Origin of the sequence: Erwinia endophytica, assembly GCF_009295515.1 — a bacterium.
Taxonomy (GTDB): domain Bacteria; phylum Pseudomonadota; class Gammaproteobacteria; order Enterobacterales; family Enterobacteriaceae; genus Erwinia; species Erwinia endophytica.
The window spans coordinates 1-26,197 of the sequence record NZ_RQVV01000032.1; the positions used below are offsets into that span (position 1 = coordinate 1).

Annotated in this window: 20 protein-coding genes; 8 read left to right on the forward strand and 12 right to left on the reverse strand. The window is 50.8% G+C overall.

The features are described 5' to 3' along the window. Positions 1 to 287: 287 nt before the first annotated feature. A complete protein-coding gene (gene murI / locus EH228_RS10070; RefSeq protein WP_420841457.1) occupies positions 288 to 1,133 on the reverse strand; it encodes a glutamate racemase in 846 nt (281 codons plus the stop codon). A 176-nt stretch (positions 1,134 to 1,309) separates the two neighbouring features. Between murI and trmA the strand changes: the two genes are divergently transcribed. Continuing rightward, positions 1,310 to 2,410, forward strand: a complete 1,101-nt coding sequence (trmA, locus tag EH228_RS10075; protein WP_152321543.1) for a tRNA (uridine(54)-C5)-methyltransferase TrmA — start codon at positions 1,310 to 1,312, stop codon at positions 2,408 to 2,410. Between the two features lie 31 nt (positions 2,411 to 2,441). On the opposite strand, the gene EH228_RS10080 is transcribed toward trmA, so the two are convergent. Together EH228_RS10080 and fabR are read right to left on the reverse strand one after the other, a co-directional pair. Continuing rightward, positions 2,442 to 2,795 (reverse strand): YijD family membrane protein, encoded by a 354-nt coding sequence (locus EH228_RS10080; protein ID WP_152321544.1) that lies wholly within the window; start codon positions 2,793 to 2,795, stop codon positions 2,442 to 2,444. An 11-nt stretch (positions 2,796 to 2,806) separates the two neighbouring features. After that, positions 2,807 to 3,448, reverse strand: coding sequence for an HTH-type transcriptional repressor FabR (fabR, locus tag EH228_RS10085; RefSeq protein WP_152321545.1), 642 nt, complete (start codon positions 3,446 to 3,448; stop codon positions 2,807 to 2,809). A 191-nt stretch (positions 3,449 to 3,639) separates the two neighbouring features. Here fabR and sthA point away from each other — a divergent pair, with 191 nt between their 5' ends. Next, entirely contained in the window at positions 3,640 to 5,040 is a 1,401-nt protein-coding gene (gene sthA / locus EH228_RS10090; RefSeq protein ID WP_152321546.1) for a Si-specific NAD(P)(+) transhydrogenase, read from the forward strand. On the opposite strand, the gene oxyR is transcribed toward sthA, so the two are convergent. Further along, positions 5,037 to 5,939 carry a DNA-binding transcriptional regulator OxyR gene (gene oxyR / locus EH228_RS10095; protein WP_152321547.1) on the reverse strand — a complete coding sequence of 301 codons (903 nt, stop codon included), beginning with the start codon at positions 5,937 to 5,939 and terminating at the stop codon, positions 5,037 to 5,039. The two genes, sthA and oxyR, sit on opposite strands and share 4 nt — an antisense overlap. A 129-nt stretch (positions 5,940 to 6,068) precedes the next feature. On the opposite strand from oxyR, the gene EH228_RS10100 reads away from it, so the two are divergent. Next, entirely contained in the window at positions 6,069 to 6,800 is a 732-nt protein-coding gene (locus tag EH228_RS10100) for a glutathione peroxidase (protein ID WP_152321548.1), read from the forward strand. A gap of 234 nt (positions 6,801 to 7,034) precedes the next feature. Here the strand turns inward: EH228_RS10100 and argH are convergent, their stop codons facing one another. The 4 genes from argH to argC all read right to left on the reverse strand — a co-directional run bounded on the left by argH (position 7,035) and on the right by argC (position 11,554). Then, positions 7,035 to 8,432, reverse strand: a complete 1,398-nt coding sequence (gene argH / locus EH228_RS10105) for an argininosuccinate lyase (protein ID WP_152321549.1) — start codon at positions 8,430 to 8,432, stop codon at positions 7,035 to 7,037. A gap of 88 nt (positions 8,433 to 8,520) precedes the next feature. After that, positions 8,521 to 9,735 (reverse strand): argininosuccinate synthase, encoded by a 1,215-nt coding sequence (locus EH228_RS10110; protein ID WP_152321550.1) that lies wholly within the window; start codon positions 9,733 to 9,735, stop codon positions 8,521 to 8,523. Between the two features lie 22 nt (positions 9,736 to 9,757). Next, positions 9,758 to 10,534 carry an acetylglutamate kinase gene (gene argB / locus EH228_RS10115; RefSeq protein ID WP_152321551.1) on the reverse strand — a complete coding sequence of 259 codons (777 nt, stop codon included), beginning with the start codon at positions 10,532 to 10,534 and terminating at the stop codon, positions 9,758 to 9,760. Positions 10,535 to 10,549: 15 nt separating this feature from the next. After that, on the reverse strand, positions 10,550 to 11,554 hold the full coding sequence (gene argC / locus EH228_RS10120) for an N-acetyl-gamma-glutamyl-phosphate reductase (RefSeq protein ID WP_152321552.1): 1,005 nt from the start codon (positions 11,552 to 11,554) through the stop codon (positions 10,550 to 10,552). A 181-nt stretch (positions 11,555 to 11,735) separates the two neighbouring features. On the opposite strand from argC, the gene argE reads away from it, so the two are divergent. Then, entirely contained in the window at positions 11,736 to 12,887 is a 1,152-nt protein-coding gene (argE, locus tag EH228_RS10125; protein ID WP_152321553.1) for an acetylornithine deacetylase, read from the forward strand. Between the two features lie 273 nt (positions 12,888 to 13,160). Then, entirely contained in the window at positions 13,161 to 15,812 is a 2,652-nt protein-coding gene (gene ppc, locus EH228_RS10130) for a phosphoenolpyruvate carboxylase (protein ID WP_152321554.1), read from the forward strand. A 96-nt stretch (positions 15,813 to 15,908) separates the two neighbouring features. On the opposite strand, the gene metF is transcribed toward ppc, so the two are convergent. The 3 genes from metF to metB form a co-directional block, all read right to left on the reverse strand. Then, positions 15,909 to 16,808 (reverse strand): methylenetetrahydrofolate reductase, encoded by a 900-nt coding sequence (gene metF, locus EH228_RS10135; RefSeq protein ID WP_152321555.1) that lies wholly within the window; start codon positions 16,806 to 16,808, stop codon positions 15,909 to 15,911. 220 nt (positions 16,809 to 17,028) lie between these two features. Continuing rightward, positions 17,029 to 19,458, reverse strand: a complete 2,430-nt coding sequence (locus tag EH228_RS10140; RefSeq protein WP_152321556.1) for a bifunctional aspartate kinase/homoserine dehydrogenase II — start codon at positions 19,456 to 19,458, stop codon at positions 17,029 to 17,031. A gap of 2 nt (positions 19,459 to 19,460) precedes the next feature. Then, complete coding sequence (gene metB / locus EH228_RS10145; protein ID WP_152321557.1) at positions 19,461 to 20,621, reverse strand: cystathionine gamma-synthase; 1,161 nt, start codon at positions 20,619 to 20,621, stop codon at positions 19,461 to 19,463. Positions 20,622 to 20,866: 245 nt separating this feature from the next. On the opposite strand from metB, the gene metJ reads away from it, so the two are divergent. The 3 genes from metJ to EH228_RS10160 all read left to right on the forward strand — a co-directional run bounded on the left by metJ (position 20,867) and on the right by EH228_RS10160 (position 25,508). Continuing rightward, positions 20,867 to 21,184 (forward strand): met regulon transcriptional regulator MetJ, encoded by a 318-nt coding sequence (gene metJ, locus EH228_RS10150; protein ID WP_152321558.1) that lies wholly within the window; start codon positions 20,867 to 20,869, stop codon positions 21,182 to 21,184. Positions 21,185 to 21,508: 324 nt separating this feature from the next. Further along, a complete protein-coding gene (locus tag EH228_RS10155) occupies positions 21,509 to 23,209 on the forward strand; it encodes a ShlB/FhaC/HecB family hemolysin secretion/activation protein (RefSeq protein WP_240116274.1) in 1,701 nt (566 codons plus the stop codon). An 82-nt stretch (positions 23,210 to 23,291) separates the two neighbouring features. Next, positions 23,292 to 25,508, forward strand: coding sequence for a two-partner secretion domain-containing protein (locus EH228_RS10160; RefSeq protein WP_152321560.1), 2,217 nt, complete (start codon positions 23,292 to 23,294; stop codon positions 25,506 to 25,508). A gap of 284 nt (positions 25,509 to 25,792) precedes the next feature. Here EH228_RS10160 and rpmE read toward each other — a convergent pair whose 3' ends face one another. After that, on the reverse strand, positions 25,793 to 26,005 hold the full coding sequence (gene rpmE / locus EH228_RS10165) for a 50S ribosomal protein L31 (RefSeq protein WP_152321561.1): 213 nt from the start codon (positions 26,003 to 26,005) through the stop codon (positions 25,793 to 25,795). Positions 26,006 to 26,197 lie beyond the last annotated feature (192 nt).

Sequence of the window (26,197 nt, forward strand, 5' to 3'; positions counted from 1 at the left end):
TCAATCCTGCGAGTGCCCACACAGATTGTCTGATAAATTGTTAAAGAGCAGTGCGAACAGGGTATTAGCGCCTGTCGCGAGGTGGCGTATATTACGCTTTCCTCCTGCAGAGTCAACCTCTTTTTACAGGGTTTTCTCCGGCGATCCAGTCTCCTGAATCTCTCAACCCGGCGGTCGCTAAACCGTTATTCCGTGTCAGTGGAGGCGCATTATAGGGGGTTCCTGACGCCAGGCAAGGCCTAATAACAAAAAAATTTTCAACCGGTGTTTTTTTACCCATAAATGGTCTACAAGACCAGTTTTTCGAGTCTTTCAAAACCATAACGCTTTAAAACAGGCAATAACTGTACAGCTTCCTCAGTCATCGCCAGGCAAAAAGCCAGATTGGTATCAGCCGACATAGCTCTGGGCGATTCATTTTCTAATAACCAGGCGGTTCGACGAGCAATGGCTGCACCTGAATCCACTAAACGGGTGCCAGGAGGCAATACCTGCTGCAGTTCTTCATTCAATAGCGGAAAATGCGTACAACCAAGCACCACCGTATCAGGTGGCTCTTTCATTCGCAGCCACGGTTGCAGGATACGCTTTACATCCTCCAGCGACACCGTTTTACCCTGCAGCTTCGCTTCCGCAAGCTCAACCAATTCAGCCGATCCCAACATTTCTGTTTTGCATTCACTGGCAAAACGCGACACCAGCTCAAGCGTGTAAGGACGTTTGACCGTACCGCGAGTCGCTAACAACCCTACCTTTCCATTACGCGTCAGCCGCGCAGCCGGTTTGATTGCAGGCACAACCCCCACGACCGGGAAATCAAAGCACTCACGTAACGCAGGAAGCGTGACGGTACTGGCTGAGTTGCAAGCAATAATCACCAGCGCCAGCGAATAATGACAGGCTACAGCGCTAACAATCTCAACCACGCGCTCAACAATAAACTCTTCACTTTTTTCACCATAAGGGAAGGCGACGTTATCAAAAGCATAGATATAGTGCAGATCCGGCAGAAGTCGCCGGATTTCATCATAGACAGACAGCCCACCAACGCCGGAATCAAAAACCAGTACGGTGGGACGTTCTTTAGAAGGTGTAACTGCTGCTGAGATAATACTCCCTTCCTGGAGTTTGATAGCCATAAACTGTCTCGTAATCTTTATCAAACAGGTTGGCTAGTTTACCACGAACCCTCAATTGAAAGAGGACAGGATAGATGTCCATAATCATCCTGAGCCGGACAACGCTGGACATTGAGTGGCGAATACCTACAATCGCCCGGCATTAAAAGCCTTCAACCTGAGGAATTTCCATGACGCCCGAACAGTTGCCGACTGAACAATACAATGCCCAACTCGACGAGAAAATCGCCCGTCTTGAGACACTAATGAAGCCATTTTCTGCGCCAGAGGTTGAGGTATTCCGTTCCCCCGTCAGCCATTATCGCATGCGGGCAGAATTCCGAATTTGGCACGATGGCGATGATCTTTACCACATCATTTTCGACCCGCAGACGCACCAGCGTATTCGCGTGGACAGCTTCCCAGCGGCCAGTCAGATAATTAACCAGCTCATGCCAAAGCTGATCAACGGCATGCGCGACAATCCTCTGCTACGCCATAAACTGTTCCAAATTGATTATCTTTCTACCCTGAGCAATCAGGCCGTGGTATCACTGCTTTACCATCGTCCCCTGACAGAAGAGTGGCGGCAGGCCGCCGTTATCCTACGTGATGCGCTACGCGCCGAAGGGTTTGACCTGCATCTGATTGGCCGGGCCGCCAGGAGCAAAATCTGTCTGGATCGTGATTTTGTCGATGAATGTCTGCCGATTGCCGGACAGGATATTACCTGGCGTCAAGTGGAAAACAGCTTCACTCAACCAAACGCGGCAATAAATATTAAAATGCTGGAATGGGCGCTGGAGGTGACAAAGAACGCCAGTGGCGATTTGCTGGAACTGTACTGCGGCAATGGCAACTTTTCTTTGGCGCTGGCACGTAACTTCCGGCGCGTACTGGCGACGGAAATCGCCAAACCCTCCGTTGCTTCGGCACAGTACAATATCGCTGTTAACAATATTAAAAATGTACAGATCATTCGAATGGCAGCGGAAGAGTTTACTCAGGCAATGAACGGCGAACGTACCTTTAAACGGCTGGAGGGAATCGACCTGAGCACTTATGAGTGCGAAACCATTTTCGTCGATCCCCCTCGCAGCGGTCTGGATGCCGAAACGGTGAAAATGGTACAAGCTTATCCGCGCATCCTGTATATCTCTTGCAACCCGCAAACGCTGGGTGAAAATTTGGCCACGTTGTCAGCAACGCATGAAATCACTCGCCTGGCGCTGTTCGATCAGTTCCCTTATACCCACCATATGGAATGCGGTGTGTTACTGTCACGACGTTAATACAAGGAGGCGAGGACCTGCTGTCCCGGAATTACTCGCCTCTACGCGTACGCAGCTTCAGACCAATCCAGAACACCAGCGCCACCATCAAAATAGTCGGCACAAAGTTCGAACCAATAGCTGGATATTCCGCCCGTACAATCGCGCTGTATAACAGGATGCCCAGCAGGAAAAACGCGGCGGTAATCGAAGGCAATCCCTCTGGCATTGCACGGTTCAGATAGCGCTGATGCAGACACCAGGCTGACAACCCCAGTGCGATAAGCGGAAACACTGAGAACGGCACAAGCGAACTGAATAGCGCGGAAAATGATCCGTTAACAGATAACCCCGCAAGAAATGCCAGTAATAGCGTACCCTTGTCCCGTCCAGTAGATAAACTCATGTCACCATCCTTTAATCATCAGATTCCAGCGTTACCGCCAACTTCTCCTGTTCACGGCGATACCAGTAATAAGCGCCTTTCGAAATCATTCGCAGTTGCAGAACCAGACGCTCTTCCAACTGGCGACGCTGCTCAACATCAATATCCAGTGCTTCCGCACCGGCGTTAAAGACAATAATAACCATCGCTTCCGCCTGCGCTTCAGTAAAACTACGCGGCATACGATTTTCAATTTCGAGGTAATCCGCCAGTTCGGCAATAAAATGTTGGATCTCACGGGCTACCGCGGCACGAAACGCGGCCGAAGTACCGGAACGCTCTCGTAGCAACAAACGGAAAGCATTAGGATTGTTACCAATAAACTCCATGAAAGTGGAGACCGAGGTACGGATAACACTGCCACCCTTGGCAATACGCTGGCGAGCCTGACGCATCAATTGACGCAGCATCAAACCACTTTCATCCACCATGGTCAGCCCTAATTCATCAACATCACGAAAGTGGCGATAGAATGAGGTGGGTGCAATTCCGGCTTCCCGGGCAACTTCTCTCAGACTGAGACTGGCAAAACTTCGCTCAGCACTTAGCTGGCTAAATGCCGCTTCGATCAGCGAACGTCGTGTCCGCTCTTTTTGCTGCGCTCTGACGCCCATGTTTGTGCCTGTTTTACCTGCCAGAATGGCACTATAACAAAAAATTCAGCGTACAGTTGCATCAACTTTGTGACGGCCTGTTAACCTCACTCTTTGTCAAATAATGGCAAAAAAGTTGGTTAGAATTGGGAAATAGTCAGCGAAATGTTAGAGTGTCGTTGAAAATTTGTATATAAATAGGGCGTATTAGTATGCAACAATCTTATGATTACGACGCCATTGTGATTGGATCCGGCCCTGGCGGCGAAGGTGCCGCCATGGGCCTGGTAAAACAAGGCGCCCGCATTGCCGTTATCGAGCGTTATCACAATATTGGCGGTGGTTGTACTCATTGGGGCACCATCCCATCAAAAGCTCTCCGCCACGCAGTCAGCCGCATTATCGAGTTCAATCAAAACCCACTTTACAGTGACCATACCCGCCTTCTACGTTCATCTTTCGCGGATATCCTTAACCACACAGAAAACGTTATCAGCCAGCAAACCCAGATGCGTCAGGGTTTTTACGAGCGTAACCGTTGTGAGCTGTATCAGGGCGATGCACGTTTCGTCGATGCCAACACCATAGACATTGTCACGCACGATGGTTCAATTGAGCGTCTGACCGCTGAAAAGTTTGTTATTGCTTGTGGATCAAAGCCCTACCATCCCACCAATGTGGACTTTACCCATCCACGCATCTATGACAGCGACTCAATCCTCAATTTACATCACGAGCCAGGCCACGTGATTATCTATGGTGCCGGCGTCATTGGTTGTGAATATGCTTCAATTTTTCGTGGCCTGAGCGTTAAAGTCGACCTGATCAACACCCGTGATCATCTGTTGGCCTTCCTTGATCAGGAAATTTCAGACTCGCTCTCATACCACTTATGGAACAACGGAGTGGTTATCCGCCATAATGAAGAGTTTGAGAAAATTGAAGGCGTCGGTGATGGCGTGATTGTGCATCTCAAGTCCGGCAAGAAAGTAAAAGCAGACTGCCTGCTGTACGCTAATGGCCGTACCGGTAATACTGACTCTCTGTCGCTGGAAAATGTCGGGCTGGAAGCAGATGGTCGTGGCCTGCTCAAGGTCAACAGTATGTACCAGACCGCACAGCCGCACATCTATGCCGTAGGTGACGTGATTGGTTATCCAAGCCTTGCCTCAGCCGCTTACGATCAGGGGCGCATTGCAGCCCAGGCGCTGATTAAAGGTGAAGCAAACGCCCACTTGATTGAGGATATTCCGACCGGAATTTATACTATTCCGGAAATCAGTTCTGTCGGTAAAACGGAACAGCAACTGACGGCGATGAAAGTCCCTTATGAAGTGGGACGCGCGCAGTTCAAGCACCTGGCCCGGGCGCAGATTGTCGGTATGAACGTGGGGAGCCTGAAGATTCTCTTCCATCGTGAGACGAAGGAGATCCTCGGTATTCACTGCTTTGGTGAACATGCTGCAGAAATCATCCACATTGGTCAGGCTATTATGGAACAGAAAAATGGCGGCAATACGATTGAATACTTCGTGAATACCACCTTTAACTATCCCACAATGGCCGAAGCCTACCGTGTAGCGGCACTGAATGGCTTAAACCGCCTGTTTTAACGGGTCCCTATATAGGCCTGCATATGACTACGGATTGCCTCTGCCAGTTGCTCATAGCGACCGCGCAGTGGTGATCCCGGACGGTAAACCAGAGCGATGGTCCGTTGTGGCTCTGGCTTGTAACACGGCAGATAGCAGACACCATCACGTACACGCTCTTTCGGCACAGCCAGCGCGGGTAACAGCGTAATCCCGCTTCCTGCGGCCACCATGTTACGCAGCGTCTCCAGACTGGTGGCGCGGAAATGCGAATCTTCATCAGCCCCGGCCTGAAAACAAAAGCCCATCGCCTGATCGCGCAAACAATGACCATCTTCCAACATCAACAGCTTCTCCCCAGCCAGATCGGACATTGGCACACGATCGCGATCACGCCACGGGTGATCCTGGTAAATCGCCAACCTCATGGGTTCGTCGAACAGCGGCACTTCGATAAAGGCCGCCGACTCTTTCACCAGAGCCAGAATGGCGCAATCCAGTATGCCGTTGTCAAGCTGGGCCAGCAATGGCTGTGTCTGCGCTTCGTGCAGATACATCTCCAGTTTCGGGAAGGTCTGATGCAGCATCGGCACAATATGTGGCAACAGATAAGGGCCAACAGTGGGTATCAACCCGATATGCAATGGCCCGGACATCACTTCACCCTGCTGGCTGGCCATTTCCTTCAGCACGTTCACTTCCCGCAGTACAATACGCGCCTGATCCACCAGCAACAACCCGGACTGCGTAAATAGAACTTTACGGCTGGTTCGTTCTAACAACATCACGCCCAGCTCGTCTTCCAACTTGCGGATCTGACCACTCAGCGTTGGCTGACTAACATGGCAAGCATCCGCTGCCCGCCGAAAATGACGATGCTCAGCCAGCGACACTAAATACACCAGATCACGAATATTCATTTTACCCCACCCACGATAGCCAATAACTATAGATAGAATAACAACCAACGATTATCCCTATCAAGAATAAATATCAATAATGTCGCTCAGATCAAGAATTAATCATTCTCCCTAATTAAGAGGTCATTTATGTTTCCAAATCAGGAGGCTCAGTCAGTCCCACAAGTCACCTTTCATACCCGTCAGGGAGACAGTTGGGTCGATATCACAACCGATGAGTTGTTTAAGGACCAAACTGTCATCGTATTTTCTCTACCAGGCGCTTTCACGCCAACGTGTTCGTCAAGTCATCTCCCCCGCTATAACGAGTTGGCTGATGTTTTCAAACAACACGGCGTGGATAATATTCTTTGTGTATCCGTTAACGATACTTTTGTAATGAACGCCTGGAAAGCCGATCAACACGCCAACAACATCACCTTTATTCCTGATGGTAACGGTGACTTTACCCGCGGCATGGGGATGCTGATTGAGAAAGCCGATCTGGGATTTGGTCCCCGTTCATGGCGCTACTCAATGCTGGTTCGTAACGGCGTGGTGGAAAAAATGTTTGTAGAACCCAACAGGCCTGGCGACCCATTTGAAGTCTCCGATGCCGACACCATGCTGCGCTATCTGGCACCAGAATTTAAAATACAGGAGTCCGTCTCACTGTTTACCAAGCCAGGCTGCCCATTCTGCGCCAAAGCGAAACAAATGCTGCTGGATCGCGGTATTCAGTATGAAGAGATCGTATTAGGTCAGGATGCCACGACCGTCAGCCTGCGCGCTATTACCGGTCGTACCACGGTGCCACAGGTCTTTATCGGTGGACGTCACATTGGTGGTAGTGACGACCTGGAGCAATTCTTGATTGCTTAAGCATTAGCCTGGTGTCTGCCAATAACCCACCCGATCATCGACTCAAGCGGGCGTTTACGCGGACACAATAGAATAAAGTGAAATCTGGCGAAAGCGGATTGTGGACAGTCCCTGTGCGATAAGATTAAGCATACCAGGCCGGTGAACCTCCCACTTAAAAAGGGCCCATGTTTGAACATGACCCCTTTTTACACTAACTGGCCGTTCGGGCCACCTGTCCTTAAATGATCGGCATCAGACCTGAAGCTTACTTTTTTGATCAGAAAGACGGTTTTTCGCCTCAGTGATTGCCCGTGATACCTGATGAGGCGAAACACCACCTTTGGCATTACGCTTATCAAGGCAGGACTGTAGCGACAATATCGGATAAACATCATCTTCAATCACACGACTGAAGGTCTGCAGCTCTGCCAGTTTCAACGCTTCCAGCGCCACACCTTTATTTATTGCCGCCACGACCACTTCGCCCACAATGTGGTGAGCTTCACGGAACGGAACACCTTTCGCGACCAGATAGTCAGCTAATTCGGTAGAATTAGCATAACCCTGCTCTGCCGCCTCCTGGCAGCGTGGACGCTTCACCTGGATACCATCCAACACCAGTGCCGCCATATGCAGGCAATCTGACCAGGTATCCAGCGCGTCAAACAGCCCTTCTTTGTCTTCCTGCATATCCTTGTTATAGGCCAGTGGCAGACCTTTCAGCGTCATCATCATGCCGGTCAGCGCTCCCTGCACACGACCACATTTGCCACGGATCAACTCCAACGCATCGGGATTTTTCTTCTGCGGCATCAGCGAGGATCCAGAGGTCACGCGATCGGACAGCTCAACAAAAGCGGATTCGCCGGTATTGAAGAAAATCAGATCTTCAGCGAAGCGGGACAAGTGAACCATGCCGATGGATGCATCGGAAAGCAATTCCAGCACATGATCACGGTCAGAAACCGTGTCCAGACTGTTACGCGTCGCGGAGGAAAAACCTAACCAGCCAGCCAGTTGCTCACGATCAATTTCATACGCGGTTCCGGCCAGTGCACCGCAGCCAAGCGGACTGACATCCAGACGCTTCAGCGTATCCTGCAGACGACTTTCGTCACGCGCCAGCATTTCAACGTAGGCCAGGCACCAGTGTGCAAACGTCACTGGCTGGGCTCGCTGCAGGTGAGTATAACCCGGCATCACCGCATCCTGATTCGCGTCAGCGGTTGCCACCAGCGCCTGTTGCAGATGACGTGTCGCGCTCAGTAGTTCGCTAATCTGTACTTTGCACCACAGTTTCAGGTCAGTAGCGACCTGGTCGTTACGACTGCGGCCAGTATGCAGCTTTTTGCCCAGCGCACCCACTTTCTCAATCAAGCGCGCCTCAACATAACTATGAATATCTTCTGCATCGCTTTCGAGGATCTGCTGCGGATTAGCACGCACTTCCTCCAGCAACACGTTCAGCGCGCTTTCCAGTTGCCGCTGCTCTTCTACTGTCAGAACATTGACCGTCACCAACGCTTTGGACCAGGCAACAGAACCAACGATATCCTGCTCTGCCAGACGATAGTCGAAGCGCAGCGAATCGTTAAACTGTTTGAAACGTTGATCTGCTGCCTGAGTAAACCGTCCACCCCAAAGTGCCATATCAGTGCTCCATTAATTGCGGAATAATAAGTATGGGTCGTTTTTCACGCGACAGGCAGGACGGCGCAATGGCCGTCCTGACAAGGAATTATTTCTTTTCGTTCAGCGCACGAATGCGTGAAGAGAGAGAGAACAGGCGGATAAAGCCACCTGCGTGACGGTGATCGTATACTTCATCTTCGCCAAAGGTCGCAAATTCTTCAGAATACAGGCTGTTAGCTGATTTTTTCTGAATTGCCGTCACCTGACCTTTATAAAGCTGCAATATCACTTCACCATTCACTTCTGTCGCCAGAGACTCAGCAGCAGCCTGAATGGACTGACGTAATGGCGCGAACCAACGACCATCGTACACCACGTAAGACATCTCCAGGCCCAACTGCTCACGCCATTTAAAGCTGTCGCGGTCCAGAACCAACTGCTCAACCGCACGCAACGCGCTAACCATAATGGTACCGCCAGGCGTTTCATAGCAGCCGCGGGATTTAATCCCCACCAGACGGTTTTCAACGATATCGATCCGTCCCACGCCGTGTTTTGCACCGATAACGTTGAGCTTTTCCAGGCAGTGGAACGGGCTTAATTTTTCGCCATTAACCGCCACTACACGGCCTTTCTCAACCGAAACCGTCACCTGTTCCGGCTGGTCCGGCGCGTCCTGTGGATCGACGGTCCACACCCAACAATCTTTGTTCGGGGCATTCCATGGGCTTTCCAGCACGCCACCCTCAGTGGAAATATGCCAGGCGTTTTCATCCCGACTGTATATTTTTTCCAGCGAAGCGGTCGTCGGAATATTACGCTCTTTCAGGTAGTCCAGCAGCGCTTCACGCGAACGCAGGTTCCACTCACGCCATGGCGCAACCACTTTTAGTTGCGGGGCCAGAGCGGTGTAAGTCGTTTCGAAACGAACCTGATCGTTACCTTTACCCGTCGCGCCGTGACACAACGCATCGGCACCAACTTTCAGCGCCAGCTCAACCTGAGCTTTAGCGATAACCGGACGGGCCATTGAAGTCCCCAGCAGATACGACCCTTCATACAGTGCGCCAGTCTGCAACACCGGATAGACATAATCGCTGATGAATTCTTCACGCAGATCGACAACGTGGCATTCGGATGCACCGGACTGCAACGCTTTTTTCTCAACGCCCTCCAAATCGCTACGCTCCTGACCGATATCCGCAACGAACGCGACCACTTCACAACCGCCGTAGTTCTCTTTCAGCCATGGAATAATGGCGGATGTATCCAAACCACCTGAGTAAGCGAGAACGATTTTTTTGATGCTCTTGTCTTGCATTGTCTTTTCCTTGAATACTCTGTTAAGCGAGGATCCGGGTGCCAATTGACACGCCGTTAAAAAGGGTCGGCAGCTGTTCTGCATGGCGCCAACTGGCAATATCGACCGGGCGCCCCAGCGTACGGGCAGCATCCAACGCGGCATTGACTTTAACAATCATGCCATCAGTAATAATACCCTGAGCGATCAGTTGTTCGGCTTTCGCTGCGGTCATCTCGGCAATACGCTGACCTTTACCGTCCAGAATCCCGCTGACATCGGACAACAGAATCAAGTCGGCCCCCAGGGTGGACGCCAACGCCGTCGCCGCCTGATCAGCGTTAACGTTCATTAACTGCCCACCCTCAGTGAGGCCAATTGAACTGACAACCGGCAGGAAACCCGCCGCCAGCAGGGTATTGATCAGTACCGGAGAGCCAGGCGTCGCCAGTCCAACGTGTCCCAGATCTGCATCATACTGCTCAACGTTGACGATGCCGCCATCACCCAGACACAAACCTACGGCAGCAATATGGTGTTTTTTCGCCCAGGCCAGCAGCGTTTTGTTCGCCGTACCGGCCAGCGCGCCGGTAATAATGTCAATCTGATCAGCAGGCGTAACACGCAGGCCATTTTTCTTTTGTACCGGCAGAGCGAGCTTTTTCATCAGTTCATCTACCAGACAGCCGCCACCGTGGACAATCAGCAACGGGCGCTGGTGTGATTCCCGCCAGGTTGCCAGCGCATTGAATAATTTCTCCAGCGCCTCTTCACTATCCAGTAGTACGCCGCCAAGTTTAACAATTAACGGATTGGTCATTTGATTACTCGCTGATTAAATAAGTGACTGGGCTTCAGGGAAACCGAAACGAATATTCAGGCACTGCACTGCCTGAGACGACGCGCCTTTCAGTAGGTTATCTTCCGCCGAAACCACAATCAGATGCTCGCCCTTCACCGCAAAACCGATATCACAGAATGGCAGGCCCACTACGCCTTTAATCGATGGGATGCCTTTCTCATACACACGTACCAGCGGTTTGTCGTGATAAGCATGATGGAAGGCTTCTGCCACGTCATCATGAGTAATCCCCGCGTTCAGACGACAGGTGGTGGTCGCCAGAATACCGCGAGCGAAGTTGCCCAGGTGCGGGGTAAAGATCACCGAAATCCCCAAATGCGCAGCAATTTCAGGCTGATGGCGATGAGTGAAAATACCATAAGGTTTCAGGCTGACTTCGCAGAAACTGGTGCCAATTGCAGCTTTACGTCCTGCTCCGCTCACCCCGCTGGTGGCATTGATGACCGGCCATTGCGACTCGTTAAGCAGATTAGCTGCAATCAGCGGCTTCAGTGCCAGTTGCGCCACAGTCGGGTAACAGCCCGGGACGGCTATCAACTGGGCTTCTTTGATCCTGTTGTGCTGCCACTCAGCCAGGCCATACACGGCTTTGTCCAGCCATTCCGGGTGCTGATGAGAGAAACCGTAATTGTCAGTGAAAAAGCTTTCCTCATTCACACGAAAAGCAGCGGAGAGATCAAACACTACGCAGCCTGCCGCCAGAAATTCCGGTGCCAGATCGTGGCTGACCTCGTGCGCCGTCGCCAGAAAAACCACATCGACTTTATCCGCGAACTGTGCCGCATTACTCAGCGGCTGCAGCGGCATATCAATAATACCTTTCAGTTGCGGATGGAGGTCAGAGAGTAATTTTCCGGCATCAGGGCTTTGCGCTGAAACCGCTAAAGCGGTTATGTTCACTTGTGGATGACGATTCAGGTACGTCGCGAGTTCTACACCAGCATAACCACTGGCACCAACAATCAGCGTTTTCAACATCAGACTGATACCCTTGTTGCGGTCTCAAAAATTCGGGTTACAGCAATTACAACTGTGTTCCCACATGGTCAGCGCTGGATTTTTCACAACTTTATCGTTCCCATCCATACGCCATTAATGTATTTTTATTCACTATTAATGCATGAATATTGATACTATCCTAACGCAAGGACTGTCAACAGTGAAGACAAAATTACCGCCTTTTCTCGAACTTTACCGTAAGTTGATTGCTACGCCATCGATCAGTGCAACCGATGCCTCCCTCGATCAGAGCAATGAAACTTTAATCAATTTACTGGCTGGCTGGTGTCGTGACCTGGGCTTCACTGTTGAAGTTCAGCCGGTGCCCGGCACGCGCCATAAATTCAATATGCTGGCCAAAACAGGCAACGGTGCGGGCGGCCTGTTACTGGCCGGTCATACCGATACCGTACCCTTTGACGATGGTCGCTGGACGCGCGACCCATTCACGCTAACTGAACATGACAACAAGTTGTACGGCCTGGGGACGGCCGACATGAAAGGTTTCTTTGCTTTTATTTTAGATACGTTACGCGATGTCGATGTCGCAAAACTGGAGAAACCTCTATATATCCTGGCAACAGCAGATGAAGAAACGACGATGGCGGGGGCGAAATATTTCTCAGAAAGCGCCACCATCCGTCCTGACTGCGCCATCATCGGCGAACCTACCTCACTGAAACCCGTGCGCGCTCATAAAGGACATCTTTCACAGTCCATCCGCATCCAGGGACAGTCAGGCCATTCCAGCGATCCGGCGCGCGGCGTTAACGCGATTGAACTGATGCATGAGTCAATCACCCAGCTGATGGCGCTCCGCAATACGCTGAAAGAACGCTATCGTCATGCGGATTTCGCTATCCCTTATCCGACCATGAACTTTGGTCATATCCATGGTGGTGATGCGCCAAATCGTATTTGTGCCTGCTGTGAACTGTACATGGATATCCGCCCGTTGCCGGGCCTGTCGCTTAACGACCTGGACGGTTTGCTGAACAACGCATTGGCACCCGTGAGTGAACGCTGGCCGGGTCGCCTCACCATTAGCGAGCTGCACCCGCCAATCCCAGGTTACGAATGTTCGCCGGACCATCAATTGGTGAAAGTGGTGGAAAAACTGCTGGGTACAGAAACGGAAGTGGTGAATTATTGTACTGAAGCGCCATTTATTCAGGAAGTGTGCCCAACACTGGTACTGGGCCCGGGGTCGATCGATCAAGCGCACCAACCGGATGAATATATCGATACCGCTTTTATTAAACCCACCCGTGAATTGATTGCTCAGGTGGTACATCATTTTTGCCACCACTAAATGATATTCGGGGGATTCAGCTGTGAAAACAGCAGTTTGCCCCCGTATAGTTCCCTCGGTCATGATAAGAATAACTTATCTCAGCGGGTTGTTATTAAATTTCATAAATTCCCGCCAGTTAGCTACAGAATCAAGACAAATCTAAGTCAATTGACGAATGGAAGTGAACGTGGCTAGATAAAAGGAGAAGTTATGCCGACGGCGGTGAATAAAAAAACATGCCCAGATATTTCAAAATGCGGGGCATAAAACAAGAAGGGTGTCAGGGATCATATGAACGAACAATATTCCGCAATGCGAAGTAATGTCAGTATGCTCGGCAAACTGCTCGGGGATACGATTAAGGGTGCGCTTGGAGAGAACATCCTCGATCGGGTAGAAACTATCCGTAAACTCTCTAAGTCATCACGTGCGGGAAATGACGCCCACCGTAAAGAATTGCTGTCAACGCTGCAAAATCTCTCTAATGATGAGCTGCTGCCAGTGGCTCGCGCTTTTAGTCAGTTTTTAAATCTCACTAACGTCGCCGAGCAGTACCATACTATTTCGCCGAAAGGGGAAGGCGCTAACCAGACGGAAATACTGGCCAGGACGTTTGAACGTCTGAAGCAACATCCCCACCTGACAGAACAGAAAATCCGTGCGGCGATCGAGTCACTTTCGCTTGAGCTGGTGCTAACGGCCCACCCAACAGAGATTACCCGACGTACGTTGATCCACAAGCTGGTTGAAGTGAATAACTGCCTGAAACAGCTCGATCACAACGATCTGTCAGAATGCGATCATACGCAAATTATGCGTCGCCTGCGCCAGTTAGTAGCCCAGGCCTGGCACACGGATGAAATTCGTAAATACCGCCCCACCCCAATCGATGAAGCTAAATGGGGTTTTGCGGTGGTGGAAAACAGCCTGTGGGAAGGCGTCCCTAATTTCCTGCGTGAACTGAATGAGCAAGTTGAAGCTTCCTTTGGCGTTAAGTTACCGGTGGATTTTGTCCCCGTACAGTTCACCTCCTGGATGGGCGGAGACCGTGACGGCAACGCGAACGTCACCGCAAAAATCACCCGTCATGCTTTGCAGTTAAGCCGCTGGAAAGCCACCGACCTGTTCCTGCGTGATATTGCCGTGCTGGTTTCGGAACTGTCGATGTCAGAATGTACGCCGGACGTGCGCGAACTGTGCGGCGACCCCGAGGCGCTGGAACCGTATCGCGTCATCATGAAAAAGCTACGTAGCCAACTACTCAGCACCCAGGCTTATCTTGAACAGCGCCTGAAAGGCGAACGTCCGTCACGTCCGGCAGATCTGCTCATTTCCAATGAACAGTTATGGGACCCACTGTACGCCTGTTATCAGTCTCTGCAGGCCTGTGGCATGGGCATTATCGCCAACGGCCAACTGCTGGACACCCTGCGTCGCGTGAAGTGTTTTGGCGTTCCGCTGGTACGTATCGATATCCGTCAGGAAAGCTCTCGCCACACTGAAGCTATCGCAGAAATCACGCGCTATCTGGACCTGGGTGACTACGAAAGCTGGTCAGAGGCTGACAAACAGGCGTTCCTGATAAGCGAACTGAATTCAAAACGTCCGCTGTTACCACGTAACTGGAAACCCAGTGCCGAAACGCAGGAAGTGCTGGATACCTGCCGCGTGGCCGCCGAAGTGCCGAAAGGCTCAATTGCCGCCTATGTCATTTCCATGGCTAAACAACCTTCTGACGTGTTGGCCGTGCACCTGCTGCTGAAAGAAGCCGGTATTCCGTTTACCATGCCCGTAGCGCCGCTGTTTGAAACGCTGGATGACCTGAACAACGCGAATAACGTCATGACCCAGTTATTGAATATTGACTGGTATCGTAATGTTATTCAGGGCAAGCAGATGGTGATGATTGGCTATTCTGATTCGGCAAAAGATGCCGGGGTAATGGCCGCCAGTTGGGCGCAATATCAGGCGCAGGATGCGCTGATCAAAACCTGCGAAAAAGCCGGTATCGCCCTAACACTGTTCCACGGACGGGGCGGCACCATTGGTCGCGGTGGCGCGCCCGCTCATGCGGCGCTGCTGTCACAGCCGCCGGGTAGCCTGAAAGGTGGCCTGCGCGTCACCGAGCAGGGCGAGATGATCCGTTTCAAATACGGTCTGCCGGAAGTGACCATCACCAGTCTGTCGTTGTACACCGGGGCAATCCTCGAAGCCAACCTCCTGCCGCCACCAGAGCCGAAGAAAGAGTGGCGCGGCATTATGGACCAGCTGTCAAAGGATTCCTGTGACATGTACCGCGGCTACGTACGTGAGAACGCGGACTTTGTGCCTTACTTCCGTTCGGCGACCCCAGAGCAGGAGCTGGCTAAATTGCCGCTGGGCTCCCGACCAGCCAAACGACGTCCAACTGGGGGTGTTGAGTCGCTGCGCGCAATCCCGTGGATCTTTGCCTGGACCCAAAACCGTCTGATGCTGCCTGCCTGGCTGGGTGCTGGTGCCGCGTTACAGAAGGCGATGGAGGCCGGCCATCAGGATCAGTTAGAAGCAATGTGCCGCGACTGGCCATTCTTCTCCACTCGTCTGGGGATGCTGGAAATGGTTTTCTCGAAAGCCGACCTGTGGCTGGCGGAATATTATGATCAACGCCTGGTCGATCCGTCTCTGTGGCCACTGGGCAAGCAACTGCGTGACCAGTTATCTTCCGACATCAACGTCATCCTGACCATCGCCAACGATGCGCATCTGATGGCTGACCAACCGTGGATTGCGGAGTCCATCGCGTTGCGTAACGTCTATACTGACCCACTGAACGTGCTACAAGCCGAGCTGCTGCACCGCTCCCGCCAGCAGGAAACCAGCGGTGGCGAGCCAGATGCCCATGTTGAACAGGCACTGATGGTTACCATCGCCGGTGTCGCCGCGGGGATGCGTAATACCGGCTAACCGCTCAGGCGGGTAATCTCCACGTAATACGTTACGCCTGACAGCAAAAAGCCATCCTACAGAGGGATGGCTTTTTCTTTATCAGCAAGGCTATCGTCAGGTGACGGATAGCGCCGGACGAACACCAAGAGTATGGCAAATAGCGTAGCTCATCTCGGCTCGATTCAGGGTATAGAAGTGAAAGTCCTTAACCCCTTCACGACTGAGGATCCGCACCATATCCATCGCCACGTTGGCACCGACCATTTTGCGGGTTTCAGGATCGTCATCCAGCCCGGCAAACATATTGGTCATCCAGCCCGGTACACGCACGTTCGTTATGGCGGCAAAACGTTGCAGCTGTTTGAAGTTTGAGACGGGCAGAATACCTGGGACAATCTCCACATCGATACCCGCCGTCACACAGCGATCACGAAAGCGCAGATAGCTCTCCACATCAAAGAAAAACTGAGTAATGGCGCGGGTTGCCCCGGCATCAATTTTACGTTTTAGATTGATCAAGTCAGACTGGGCGCTTTTCGCCTCCGGGTGCACCTCCGGATAGGCGGCAACGGAAATATCAAAGTCTCCCACCTCCTTCAACAACGTGACCAGGTCCACGCCATACATTGCTGGCTTGCCGCCCCCTGGAGGTAAATCACCGCGCAGGGCGACGATATGGCGAATCCCGTTATTCCAGTAATCCTGAGCGATAGTGCGCAGTTCATCGCTACTGGCATCAATACAGGTAAGGTGTGGCGCTGCTTCCAGTCCGGTACGATCTTTGATCCCCTTAATAATGCTGTGGGTACGATCGCGTTCGCCAGAGTTGGCACCGTAGGTCACTGAAACAAACTTTGGTTTCAGGCTACTCAGACGATCAATTGAGCTCCACAGGGTCTGTTCCATTTCGCTGGTGCGCGGCGGGAAAAACTCGAAAGAAACGTTAATTTGTCCGTTCAGTTCAGCCAGACTCTGGTTCAGCGCTTCGCGCTGATTAGCGTGGAAAAAACTCATACCTGCTTCCCTCATCGATCACTCAAGAATTAACTCACCACGTTGAACGTCCATACGTTTAGACGTCCAGACATTCAAAATGAAGGAATAGCGGGGGGCAGTCAATCAATAAATGATGAACCGGCGTGACAATTTCTCAACGCTATTGAAGAAATTTCACCCACCTCAAAGGATCAGGAAAAAAATGAAAAGAGCCGGAGAATTCCGGCTCAACAGGACGCTACAACAGTTGTGTAAGGCGGTTAATATCGGACTGAATCGCGCCGGCGGTCACATCCCGCCCCGCTCCAGGCCCGCGGATCACTAACGGATTATCTCGGTACCAACGGCTTTCAATAGCAAAAACGTTATCACAAGGTAATAATGAGGCCAGCGGATGATCATCACGAACCGCTTCCACACCAACACGCGCTTTACCATTAGCATCAAAGCGTGCGACATAACGCAATACCAGGCCCATTTCCTGCGCCGCTTCAAAGCGCTGCTGCATCTGCTCGTTCAGCGCCTCGCCGTTTTCGAAGAAGTGATCCACCGATTCTCCTTCACAGCTTTTCGGCACCAGCGACTCCACACGCACCTGATCAGGCTCAATGTCATAACCCGCTTCACGGGCCAGGATAACCAGCTTCCGCATTACATCCAGACCAGACAAATCAACACGCGGGTCAGGTTCCGTCAGCCCTTGCTGCCAGGCCTGATCCACCAGCTCAGTAAACGGCACCGTACCGTCATACTGCAGGAACAGCCATGAAAGCGTGCCGGAGAAAATACCGCTGATGGCCAGGATGCTGTCACCGCTCTCACGCAAATCCCGCACGGTATGATTGACCGGTAAGCCAGCGCCAACAGTGGCGTTATACAGCCAGTGGCGTCCCGTTTTAGCGAAGGCATCACGGATCTGGCGGTAACGATCGCTACTGGAAGCACCTGCGGCTTTATTCGCGCTGATCACATGGAAACCATAACTGGCAAAATCCAGGTACTGCTCCGCCAACTGTTCGCTGGCGGTAACATCCAGTACGACCAGGTCATCAAACGGGTGCGCACGCATCCACAGGAACAGTGACTCTTCATCCTGCTCTATCGCTTCATCATCAAAGAAGGCCAGCGCGCGGCCAGCATCCAGCCCGTCATAATTCAGCAGACTACGGCGGCTGTCCACCACACCTGCCAGAATGAATTCGAACCCGCTTCGTGCGGAAAGCGTTTCCTGTTCACGGGCAAACAGCTCCAGCCAGCGCGAACCGATATTCCCTTTACCAAACAGGATCAGACCTACCTGTTTTTCAGCGCGGAACAACGACTGATGCAGACCACGGATCAGATGTTCTGTGGGCCCGACACGCAACACGGCGACCAGACTTATCCCTTCTTCCGACGGCCAGATAAACTCGATCGGCTGATCGTTCAACTGCTGCCAGAAACGGTGACTGTGCAGCGGATTGCGACATACACCCGCGCCGACCAACGCCACCAGCGCCATACCTTCGCGTAGCTGTAACCGGCCCGGAACGCCAGCCTGCTGCAACAACGTCAGCGCACTGCCGACGATTTCAGCGGTGTAGCAAAGTTGCAGAAGATTACGATCAGGATGTACACCGGTTGCCAATGGACGAAGCTGCGCACGCTTCAGCAATTGATCGATCTCTTTATGCAAGATGGTGAAATCATGCTGTGGCGGTAATTGGCACTCTATCAGGCAGACGTCATCGTGACTGGTAACAATCCTTGCACCGCTACCGGAGGCCAAAACTCGCTCGATCCGGGTGGAGCCCTGCTCTGGCTGATAACTGCAGCGCAGTTGCAAATCGATATCGCTACCTGAAACGGGTTGCAATGTCCGGGTATGCAGGACAGGAGCAGCCAGACGAGCCAGTTCGCTGGCTTCATCCAGACGCAGTAAAGGTAACAGACAGGCATCTTCAACCTTACGCGGATCCGCACTGTACACGCCGGGCACATCGCTCCAGATAGTCACGCGCGACACTCCCGCCAGCGCACCAATCTGCGTCGCTGAATAGTCACTGCCGTTGCGACCCAACAGGACGGTTTCTCCTTGATCGTTACCGCTGATAAAACCGGTCACCACCAGTCGCTGCTGAGGATACTGTACCAACAACTGTTGCAGCAGAGGCCGGGATTTCTCCTCATCAACCTGTGGTTGCGCCGCCCGCTCAGCGCGCAGGAAATCCCGGGCGTCAAGCCAGTCGGCCGCCATATCGCTCATATTCAGTACCGCAGCCATCAATCGCGCCGACCAGATTTCTCCGTGCCCCACCACTTCGGCGTACACCGCTTCAGTCATATTGCTATCCAGCAATGCGGCCAGCCTTTCCAAATCTTGTATAAAAGCGGCAACCAGCACCTCCGCCGAGTCAGCAGGAAGCAGGCTGCTAATCAACTCACTCTGATAACGCCGTAGCGCCTGTTGGACCTGATGGGCGGATAACCGGTCGCTCTGGCTCAGTTTAAGCCAGCTAATCAACTGATTGGTCGTGCTCCCCGCCGCCGAAACGACCATCATGTCGCCAGGATGACTATACTCCGCCATAATCCTGGCCACCCGCAGATAACATTTGGCATCAGCAAGGCTGCTGCCGCCAAATTTATGCAATTGACGCGTTCCCGCCGTCACTGCTGCCTGACTCATGCTTACCTCTTGGCCGCTATCCGGAATGCCTTATCCAGATCAGCGATTAAATCTTCGTGATCCTCTATTCCCACAGAAATCCGCAACAGCGTTTCTGAAATGCCAGCCGCGGCGCGAGCCTCCGCCGACATACCGGCGTGAGTCATGGTGGCAGTGTGGGAAATCAAGCTTTCCACGCCCCCCAATGATTCTGCCAGAGTAAACAATTCAAGCGCTTTCAGGAAACGGCGTAGTGTCTGCTCATCACCCTCCAGTTCAAAACTTAGCATCGCGCCAAAGCCCTTTTGCTGACGTACCGCAAACTCATGACCCGCATTTTCAGGCAAAGAGGGGTGATATAATTTTTTGACCAGGGGTTGTTGCTGCAAATAATCAACAATGGCCAGTGCATTGCGCTGAGCCGCCGCCATACGTGGCGCGAGTGTACGCAACCCCCGTAGCAGCAGGTAACTGTCGAAAGCGGCCCCCGTTACGCCAATATTATTGGCCCACCAGGCCAGTTCGGTCACCAGCGCCGGATCTTTAGCAATAACGACCCCCGCCACTACATCAGAATGACCATTCAGATACTTGGTACAGGAATGCAGCACCAGATCCGCACCCAGCGCCAGTGGGTTTTGCAGCGCCGGACTGAGGAAGGTGTTATCCACCACGCTAATCGCCCCAACTTCACGGGCCGCCTGGCAGATAGCCGCAATATCCACCACCCGCAGCAGCGGGTTACTGGGGCTTTCAACCAACACCAGTTTAGGCTTCTCGGCCAGCGCCGCTTTCAACGCGGCGTCATCACCTTGATCGACAAACTTCACCCGATAAGCGCCACGTTTGCTTAAACTGTCGAACAAACGATAACTGCCGCCATAACAGTCATGGGGAGCCACCAATAAATCGCCGGGTTTCAGGAATACCGTACACACCAAATGAATCGCTGACATCCCGGTATTGGTCATTACCGCACCCGCGCCACCTTCCAGCTCGGCTAACGCACGCTGAACAACATCACGAGTCGGGTTACCTCGGCGGGAATAATCATGAGCACGCGGCTCGTTGAAATCAGTAAAATTATAAGTACTGGACAGGTGGATTGGCGGGACAACACAGCCATATTGCTCGTCATCATTCAAACCGCTGCGTACTGCGATGGTTGCCTGTTTACGCGTCATGGTGCATAAATTCCTGAACGGGGATAAAGGATGCTCACTAGCATAGCAGGGCAGAAATAGACGTCAACACATCTGGACATCTAAATGTCCTTGCGTATAGATTGAGCAATTCGACAATAACCGTTAATATTATGTCGCTATAGCCGATAGAAAATTGAGCCTGTACAGTGTGATGGGGCCCAACTTCGGGCATAATTAGCCAAATTTCGGCATTTTTTCAATTTTAATGATGACTAAGGTACCCCATGGCTGAATGGAACGGCGAATATATCAGCCCTTACGCTGAGCACGGCAAGAAGAGCGAGCAGGTTAAAAAAATTACGGTATCCATTCCGTTAAAAGTACTGAAAATTTTGACCGATGAACGAACCCGCCGTCAGGTCAATAACCTCCGCCATGCCACTAACAGCGAGCTGCTGTGTGAAGCATTCCTGCATGCCTTCACCGGTCAGCCGCTGCCGGATGATGTCGACCTGCGTAAAGAGCGCAGCGATGAAATCCCGGAAGAGGCAAAAACGATCATGCGGAAGATGGGCGTCGATCCAGACACCTGGGAATACTGACCCACTCCGGACATGTCTGGTCTCCCTGCTTTTCCTCTGGCAGCAGCGTTTATTTGGAATAACTGCTGTCAGGGAAATCATTTTTTTCTTACATTCGTCCTTACTTTTTCTTCAACAGGAAATTCGTTTATATTTCCGGCAAACACCAAAACACGAATACCCAATAATATCCAATAATCATCAGAAAAAGATAAAATTTATAATTTAGAATTTATCATAAAATTTCAGTATTGCAGGGTATCTATAAACTGATTACAATTCGACACTGATAACGGATTATTAGAACTGGAATTAATCATGGACAGGTATCCCAGCATCAAATCGATGTTGCTGACTTTCTTAACTATTTTTTTCATTTACAACACCAAATCCAACGCCGCCGAGGTCACCCCCCCTCAGTCAAAAGACGCTGAAAACGCAATTAAAAGCCAATTAAGTAATCAGGTTGAACAGGATAAAATCCGCAAAGAACACTTGCAAAACACAGCAAAAAAAAGCCGTTCTTCCAAACAAGAATTTAACAAAACCCCTATCCAGTTTCCTGAGGAATCTCCATGTTATGCTATTGACAATGTTTATTATAAGAAAGACAACGATTCTCTTAATATAAAAACATTAGATTATTTTACCCACCAGGCGCAAGGGAAATGCCTGGGCGTTAAAGGTATAAAATTACTGGCTGATGTTATGCAGAATGAAATTATCCGCCTGGGGTATATCACGACGCGAATAAACATGCCGGAACAAAACCTGAATAGTCGAGAATTACATTTCAATATCGTGGCTGGAAAAATCGGAAAGATAAAACTCGAAGAAGGAGGGGCAAACTATATCAATCTCAAGACCACTCTCCCTTTGGATGAGGGCGATCTCCTTAACCTGAGCGATCTGGAACAGGGAAGTTTCAACCTGCAGCGCGTGCCGGGTTCAAAAGTGAAAATCAATCTGGTTCCCGGTGCCGAAAAAGGCGAAAGTGATATCCTCATTCATCGTGAACAGGACAAATTCTGGCAAGTCGGCGCCTGGGTCAATGATGCCGGGAGCAAAACAAGCGGACGCTATCAGGCTGGCGCGGCACTCTATCTCAATAACATCACCTCACTGAGCGATACCTTTTACGTCTCTATGGGACATGATATTGATACCCGACATAAGCCTGAAGGCAACAGTAACTGGTCGATTGGTTACAGCATCCCCTGGGGATATTGGTGGATGGATCTGTATGCCAGCCACAGCCGCTACAAGCAACGCGTGCAGGCAACATGGTCAGACTGGATGCTGAATAATAAGAACGAATATTACAGTCTGCAGCTTAACCGACAATTGTCAAATACCATCCATCAGCGAACGACAGCAGGACTACAGATTTTTGATGTTCGCTCACGCTACTACTATGAAAATGTCGAACTAAACAGTATGCACAAACACAGTACCGGATGGAAAGCTATCCTGAATCATCAGCATTATTTTAATAACGCGGTGGTTAGCGGGAGCCTGAGCTATCAGAAAAAGATGCCCTGGTTTAACAGTGCTTCCACGCTGGAACAACAACAAAAAGTCATTGACAGCGCAGGCCGTATAATCACGCTGAATTTGCAAGCATCGATGAATTTCAACCTGTTCAATCAAACACTGAACTATTCACCTTATTTTATGCTGCAACTTTCTCCCGATCTTCTCTCAACACTGGATGCGTTCGTTATGGGGAATCGCTGGACTGTGCGCGGGTTCGATGGTGAATCTAATCTACAGGAGAACCAGGGATGGTATTGGCGAAATAATATCACCTGGGTTTTAAAAGATAAAAACTATCAGCCTTATTTAGGACTGGATGTCGGACGGGTTATCGGCAATAAGAGCCAACAGTATTACTCAGGAAAAAGCATGGTAGGAAGCGTCGTCGGTTTACGCGGCAGAATGTGGAATACAGGATACGATCTTTTTGCCGGCACACCATTGAAAAAACCACAGGGATTTCATACCGACCCTCTTACTTTGGGATTTTCACTTCAATGGAAATATTAAAATAATTTCAAAAAACACTTTCAGGAAAAACAGAAATAAACATCAGGAACAATTACCAAAAACAAAGGAGTAAAATATTAAAATGCATAAATTTAACACACTATTTTTAGTCACATCGATCGCTATCGCATCCCATGCTGCGTTTGCCGAACCGACTAACTACACACATCTAAATGGTTCAACCGTCGTTGATATTAACACCCCCGACGCAAACGGACTGTCCCACAACATCTGGTCAGAGTTTAACGTTAGTGAAAAAGGAATGGTGCTGAATAACAGTACTGAGAATTTAATACGTGATAGCGGTAATATTGGAAAGAACTCCAATTTGAGCACTGCCGCCACCGTTATTCTCAACGAAGTGGTTTCCAATAAGGCCAGTACCCTCAGTGGTTTTATTGAGGTCGCGGGTCAACAGGCAGATGTTATCATCGCCAACCCTAACGGCATCACTTGCTCAGGCTGTAGCTTTATCAATACCAGTCACACAACGCTAACAACAGGTACGCCAGTGCTGGTTGACGGCGTACTGACTGGATTTAATGTTTCTCAAGGCACCGTAACCATTGGCAGTAACGGTCTCACCAATGATCAAAGCTATACCGATATTCTGGCAGAAACCATTCGTATTAATGGCCTGATTGAAACCGATTCCCTGAAGGCAATTGCGGGCATTTATACCTATGACAGCACCAGTGGGGAAGCCACGACGAGCGGGAGTTACTCTTCGTCCAGCACTGGCATCGACGTCAGTGCGTTGGGTGGCGTTACTGCAGGTGTTATCCAGTTACAAACCACAAAATCTGGTGCCGGGGTGAATAACAGCGGTACTCTGTCAACAGATTCAATTCAGATAACCTCTAATGGTACGCTGATTAATTCCGGATCCATGACAGCCAGTGGCGATATTACGGCTACCTCCGCAGGCAAAATGAGTAATACGGGTTCGATCACTGGCAATAATATGCAATTGACGTCGTCAGGCGCCCTGAACAACAGTGGAACCATTACCGCCAGCGGCGACGTGGTAGCGTCCGCAACCGGTGGTGCTATCAGTAACTCAGGTTCACTGACCGGCGATGATATACAGTTGGTGTCATCAAGTTCCCTGAGCAACAGCAACACCATTACCGCCAGCGGCAACATGGTGGCTTCCTCAGGCGGTGCGATGAGTAATAGCGGCTCGCTCACCGGCAACAATGTGCAGTTGGTGTCGTCAAGTACCTTGAGCAACAGCAACACCATTACCGCCAGCGGCAGCATGGTGGCTTCCTCAGGCGGTGCGATGAGTAATACCGGCTCGCTCACCGGCAACAATGTGCAATTGGTGTCGTCAAATACCCTGAGCAACAGTGGAACCATTGAGGCAGACAATACCCTTTATGCGCTGGCGCTCGGTAAAATTTCAAACTCAAGCAATGGGACTCTGAGCGGAACCGCCGCGAATCAACTGATCTCTTATATTGGCGATATTGAGAACAAAGGTGTGATCAGTTCCGACGGCGCAGTCTATGTTCGTACAGGATATATGCTCGACAGTAGCTACGCGCTGACTTCCGTAGCTGACACCAGCATCACCAATAGCGGCAGCATCAATGGCGTTACTGGAGTGACATTACAGGCAACCAAAGCTATCAACCTGAGCAGTACTGTTGATTCACAGGGTACAACCTACCTGGGTGCGACCACCGTGAAAAATACAGGAGCGGTAAGTGGGAATAATATAACGGTTTATTCTGATACCTTTGAAAACTCTGGAACCATGCAGGCCTCAAACCAGTTTATGGTCACGGGACTCAGTAGCATTAGCAATTACGGCACGCTGAAGGGCAAAACACTAACCCTCAATACCGATGGTAGCTTCAACAGCAGTTATTGTTCCTGGTTTATTTTCTGCTCAGCCGGAACGCTGTCAGCAGAAACGTTAACGATCAATGCACCTACCATTAGCGCAATAAGTGATATTGACGGGACGATTGTTGCTCAGGTCATTGAACTGAATAAACCTGATAGCACGACTACTGATAGTACCACCGATGACAGTGCGACTACTGACAGTAACACTACTGATAGCACCACTGATGACAGTGCGACTACTGACAGTAACACTACTGATAGTACCACTGATGACAGTGCGACTACTGACAGTAACACTACTGATAGTACCACTGATGACAGTGCAACTACTGACAGTAACACTACTGATAGTGCTGCTGAAGACAGTGCGACTACTGACAGTAACACTACTGATAGTACCACTGAAGACAGTGCGACTACTGGCAGTACCACTACCGAGTAATATCTGATCAACTAAAAGAGCCCTCTTCAGATATCTGTATCATGAAGGGGGCTGGGATCTACCGCATAAAAATCAAGGGGTTTCCTCTGCCATTCTGGCAACATCAATCAATTTATCGGACTGGCTGAAACTACCCGACAAGACAAAAGTGAGAACAACACAAAGAAGTGAGAGAGGAAAGGGTCAAAAAAATTTTTAAAAATAATGCCGGTTATTCAAGGTGACCGGCATTATGTGTTTCATTTTATCCGCGACGGAAACCGTCTCCGTCTCTGGCAACGTGCTTATTTGCTGCCTGGGATGCTGAAACGCTTGTTGAAACGGTCAACACGACCACCGGTAGCAACATCACGCTGCTTACCTGTGTAGAACGGGTGGCAGTTACCGCACACGTCCAGGTTCAGGTCGTGACCCACGGTTGAGCGGGTTTTGATTTCGTTACCGCAAGAACATTTTGCAGTAACGTCAACGTAATTTGGGTGAATACCTTTTTTCATGGGAAACCTCAGTTAAGGCCGTGTCGCTCTCCCGTGCCAGGGAAATTCCTGCACCGGCACCACACGAAGATTAAAAATTCAGGTGTATTGTGATACAAAAATGCCGCATCAACGGCGGCGAACTATACAGATATTAACCGTCCGCTGCAATCGAATCCGCACATTCAGGAAGACACAGTGTACACTACCTCG

What these genes read in the sequence shown, in the direction of transcription:
- fabR (WP_152321545.1), bottom strand. Translation starts at nt 3,448, where the DNA reads ATGGGCGTCAGAGCGCAGCAAAAAGAGCGGACACGACGTTCGCTGATC.
- argB (WP_152321551.1), bottom strand. Translation starts at nt 10,534, where the DNA reads ATGACCAATCCGTTAATTGTTAAACTTGGCGGCGTACTACTGGATAGT.
- metF (WP_152321555.1), bottom strand. Translation starts at nt 16,808, where the DNA reads ATGAGTTTTTTCCACGCTAATCAGCGCGAAGCGCTGAACCAGAGTCTG.
- sthA (WP_152321546.1), top strand. Translation starts at nt 3,640, where the DNA reads ATGCAACAATCTTATGATTACGACGCCATTGTGATTGGATCCGGCCCT.
- oxyR (WP_152321547.1), bottom strand. Translation starts at nt 5,939, where the DNA reads ATGAATATTCGTGATCTGGTGTATTTAGTGTCGCTGGCTGAGCATCGT.
- EH228_RS10100 (WP_152321548.1), top strand. Translation starts at nt 6,069, where the DNA reads ATGTTTCCAAATCAGGAGGCTCAGTCAGTCCCACAAGTCACCTTTCAT.
- EH228_RS10160 (WP_152321560.1), top strand. Translation starts at nt 23,292, where the DNA reads ATGCATAAATTTAACACACTATTTTTAGTCACATCGATCGCTATCGCA.
- EH228_RS10080 (WP_152321544.1), bottom strand. Translation starts at nt 2,795, where the DNA reads ATGAGTTTATCTACTGGACGGGACAAGGGTACGCTATTACTGGCATTT.
- EH228_RS10155 (WP_240116274.1), top strand. Translation starts at nt 21,509, where the DNA reads ATGTTGCTGACTTTCTTAACTATTTTTTTCATTTACAACACCAAATCC.
- rpmE (WP_152321561.1), bottom strand. Translation starts at nt 26,005, where the DNA reads ATGAAAAAAGGTATTCACCCAAATTACGTTGACGTTACTGCAAAATGT.
- EH228_RS10140 (WP_152321556.1), bottom strand. Translation starts at nt 19,458, where the DNA reads ATGAGTCAGGCAGCAGTGACGGCGGGAACGCGTCAATTGCATAAATTT.
- EH228_RS10110 (WP_152321550.1), bottom strand. Translation starts at nt 9,735, where the DNA reads ATGCAAGACAAGAGCATCAAAAAAATCGTTCTCGCTTACTCAGGTGGT.
- metJ (WP_152321558.1), top strand. Translation starts at nt 20,867, where the DNA reads ATGGCTGAATGGAACGGCGAATATATCAGCCCTTACGCTGAGCACGGC.
- metB (WP_152321557.1), bottom strand. Translation starts at nt 20,621, where the DNA reads ATGACGCGTAAACAGGCAACCATCGCAGTACGCAGCGGTTTGAATGAT.
- ppc (WP_152321554.1), top strand. Translation starts at nt 13,161, where the DNA reads ATGAACGAACAATATTCCGCAATGCGAAGTAATGTCAGTATGCTCGGC.
- argH (WP_152321549.1), bottom strand. Translation starts at nt 8,432, where the DNA reads ATGGCACTTTGGGGTGGACGGTTTACTCAGGCAGCAGATCAACGTTTC.
- argC (WP_152321552.1), bottom strand. Translation starts at nt 11,554, where the DNA reads ATGTTGAAAACGCTGATTGTTGGTGCCAGTGGTTATGCTGGTGTAGAA.
- trmA (WP_152321543.1), top strand. Translation starts at nt 1,310, where the DNA reads ATGACGCCCGAACAGTTGCCGACTGAACAATACAATGCCCAACTCGAC.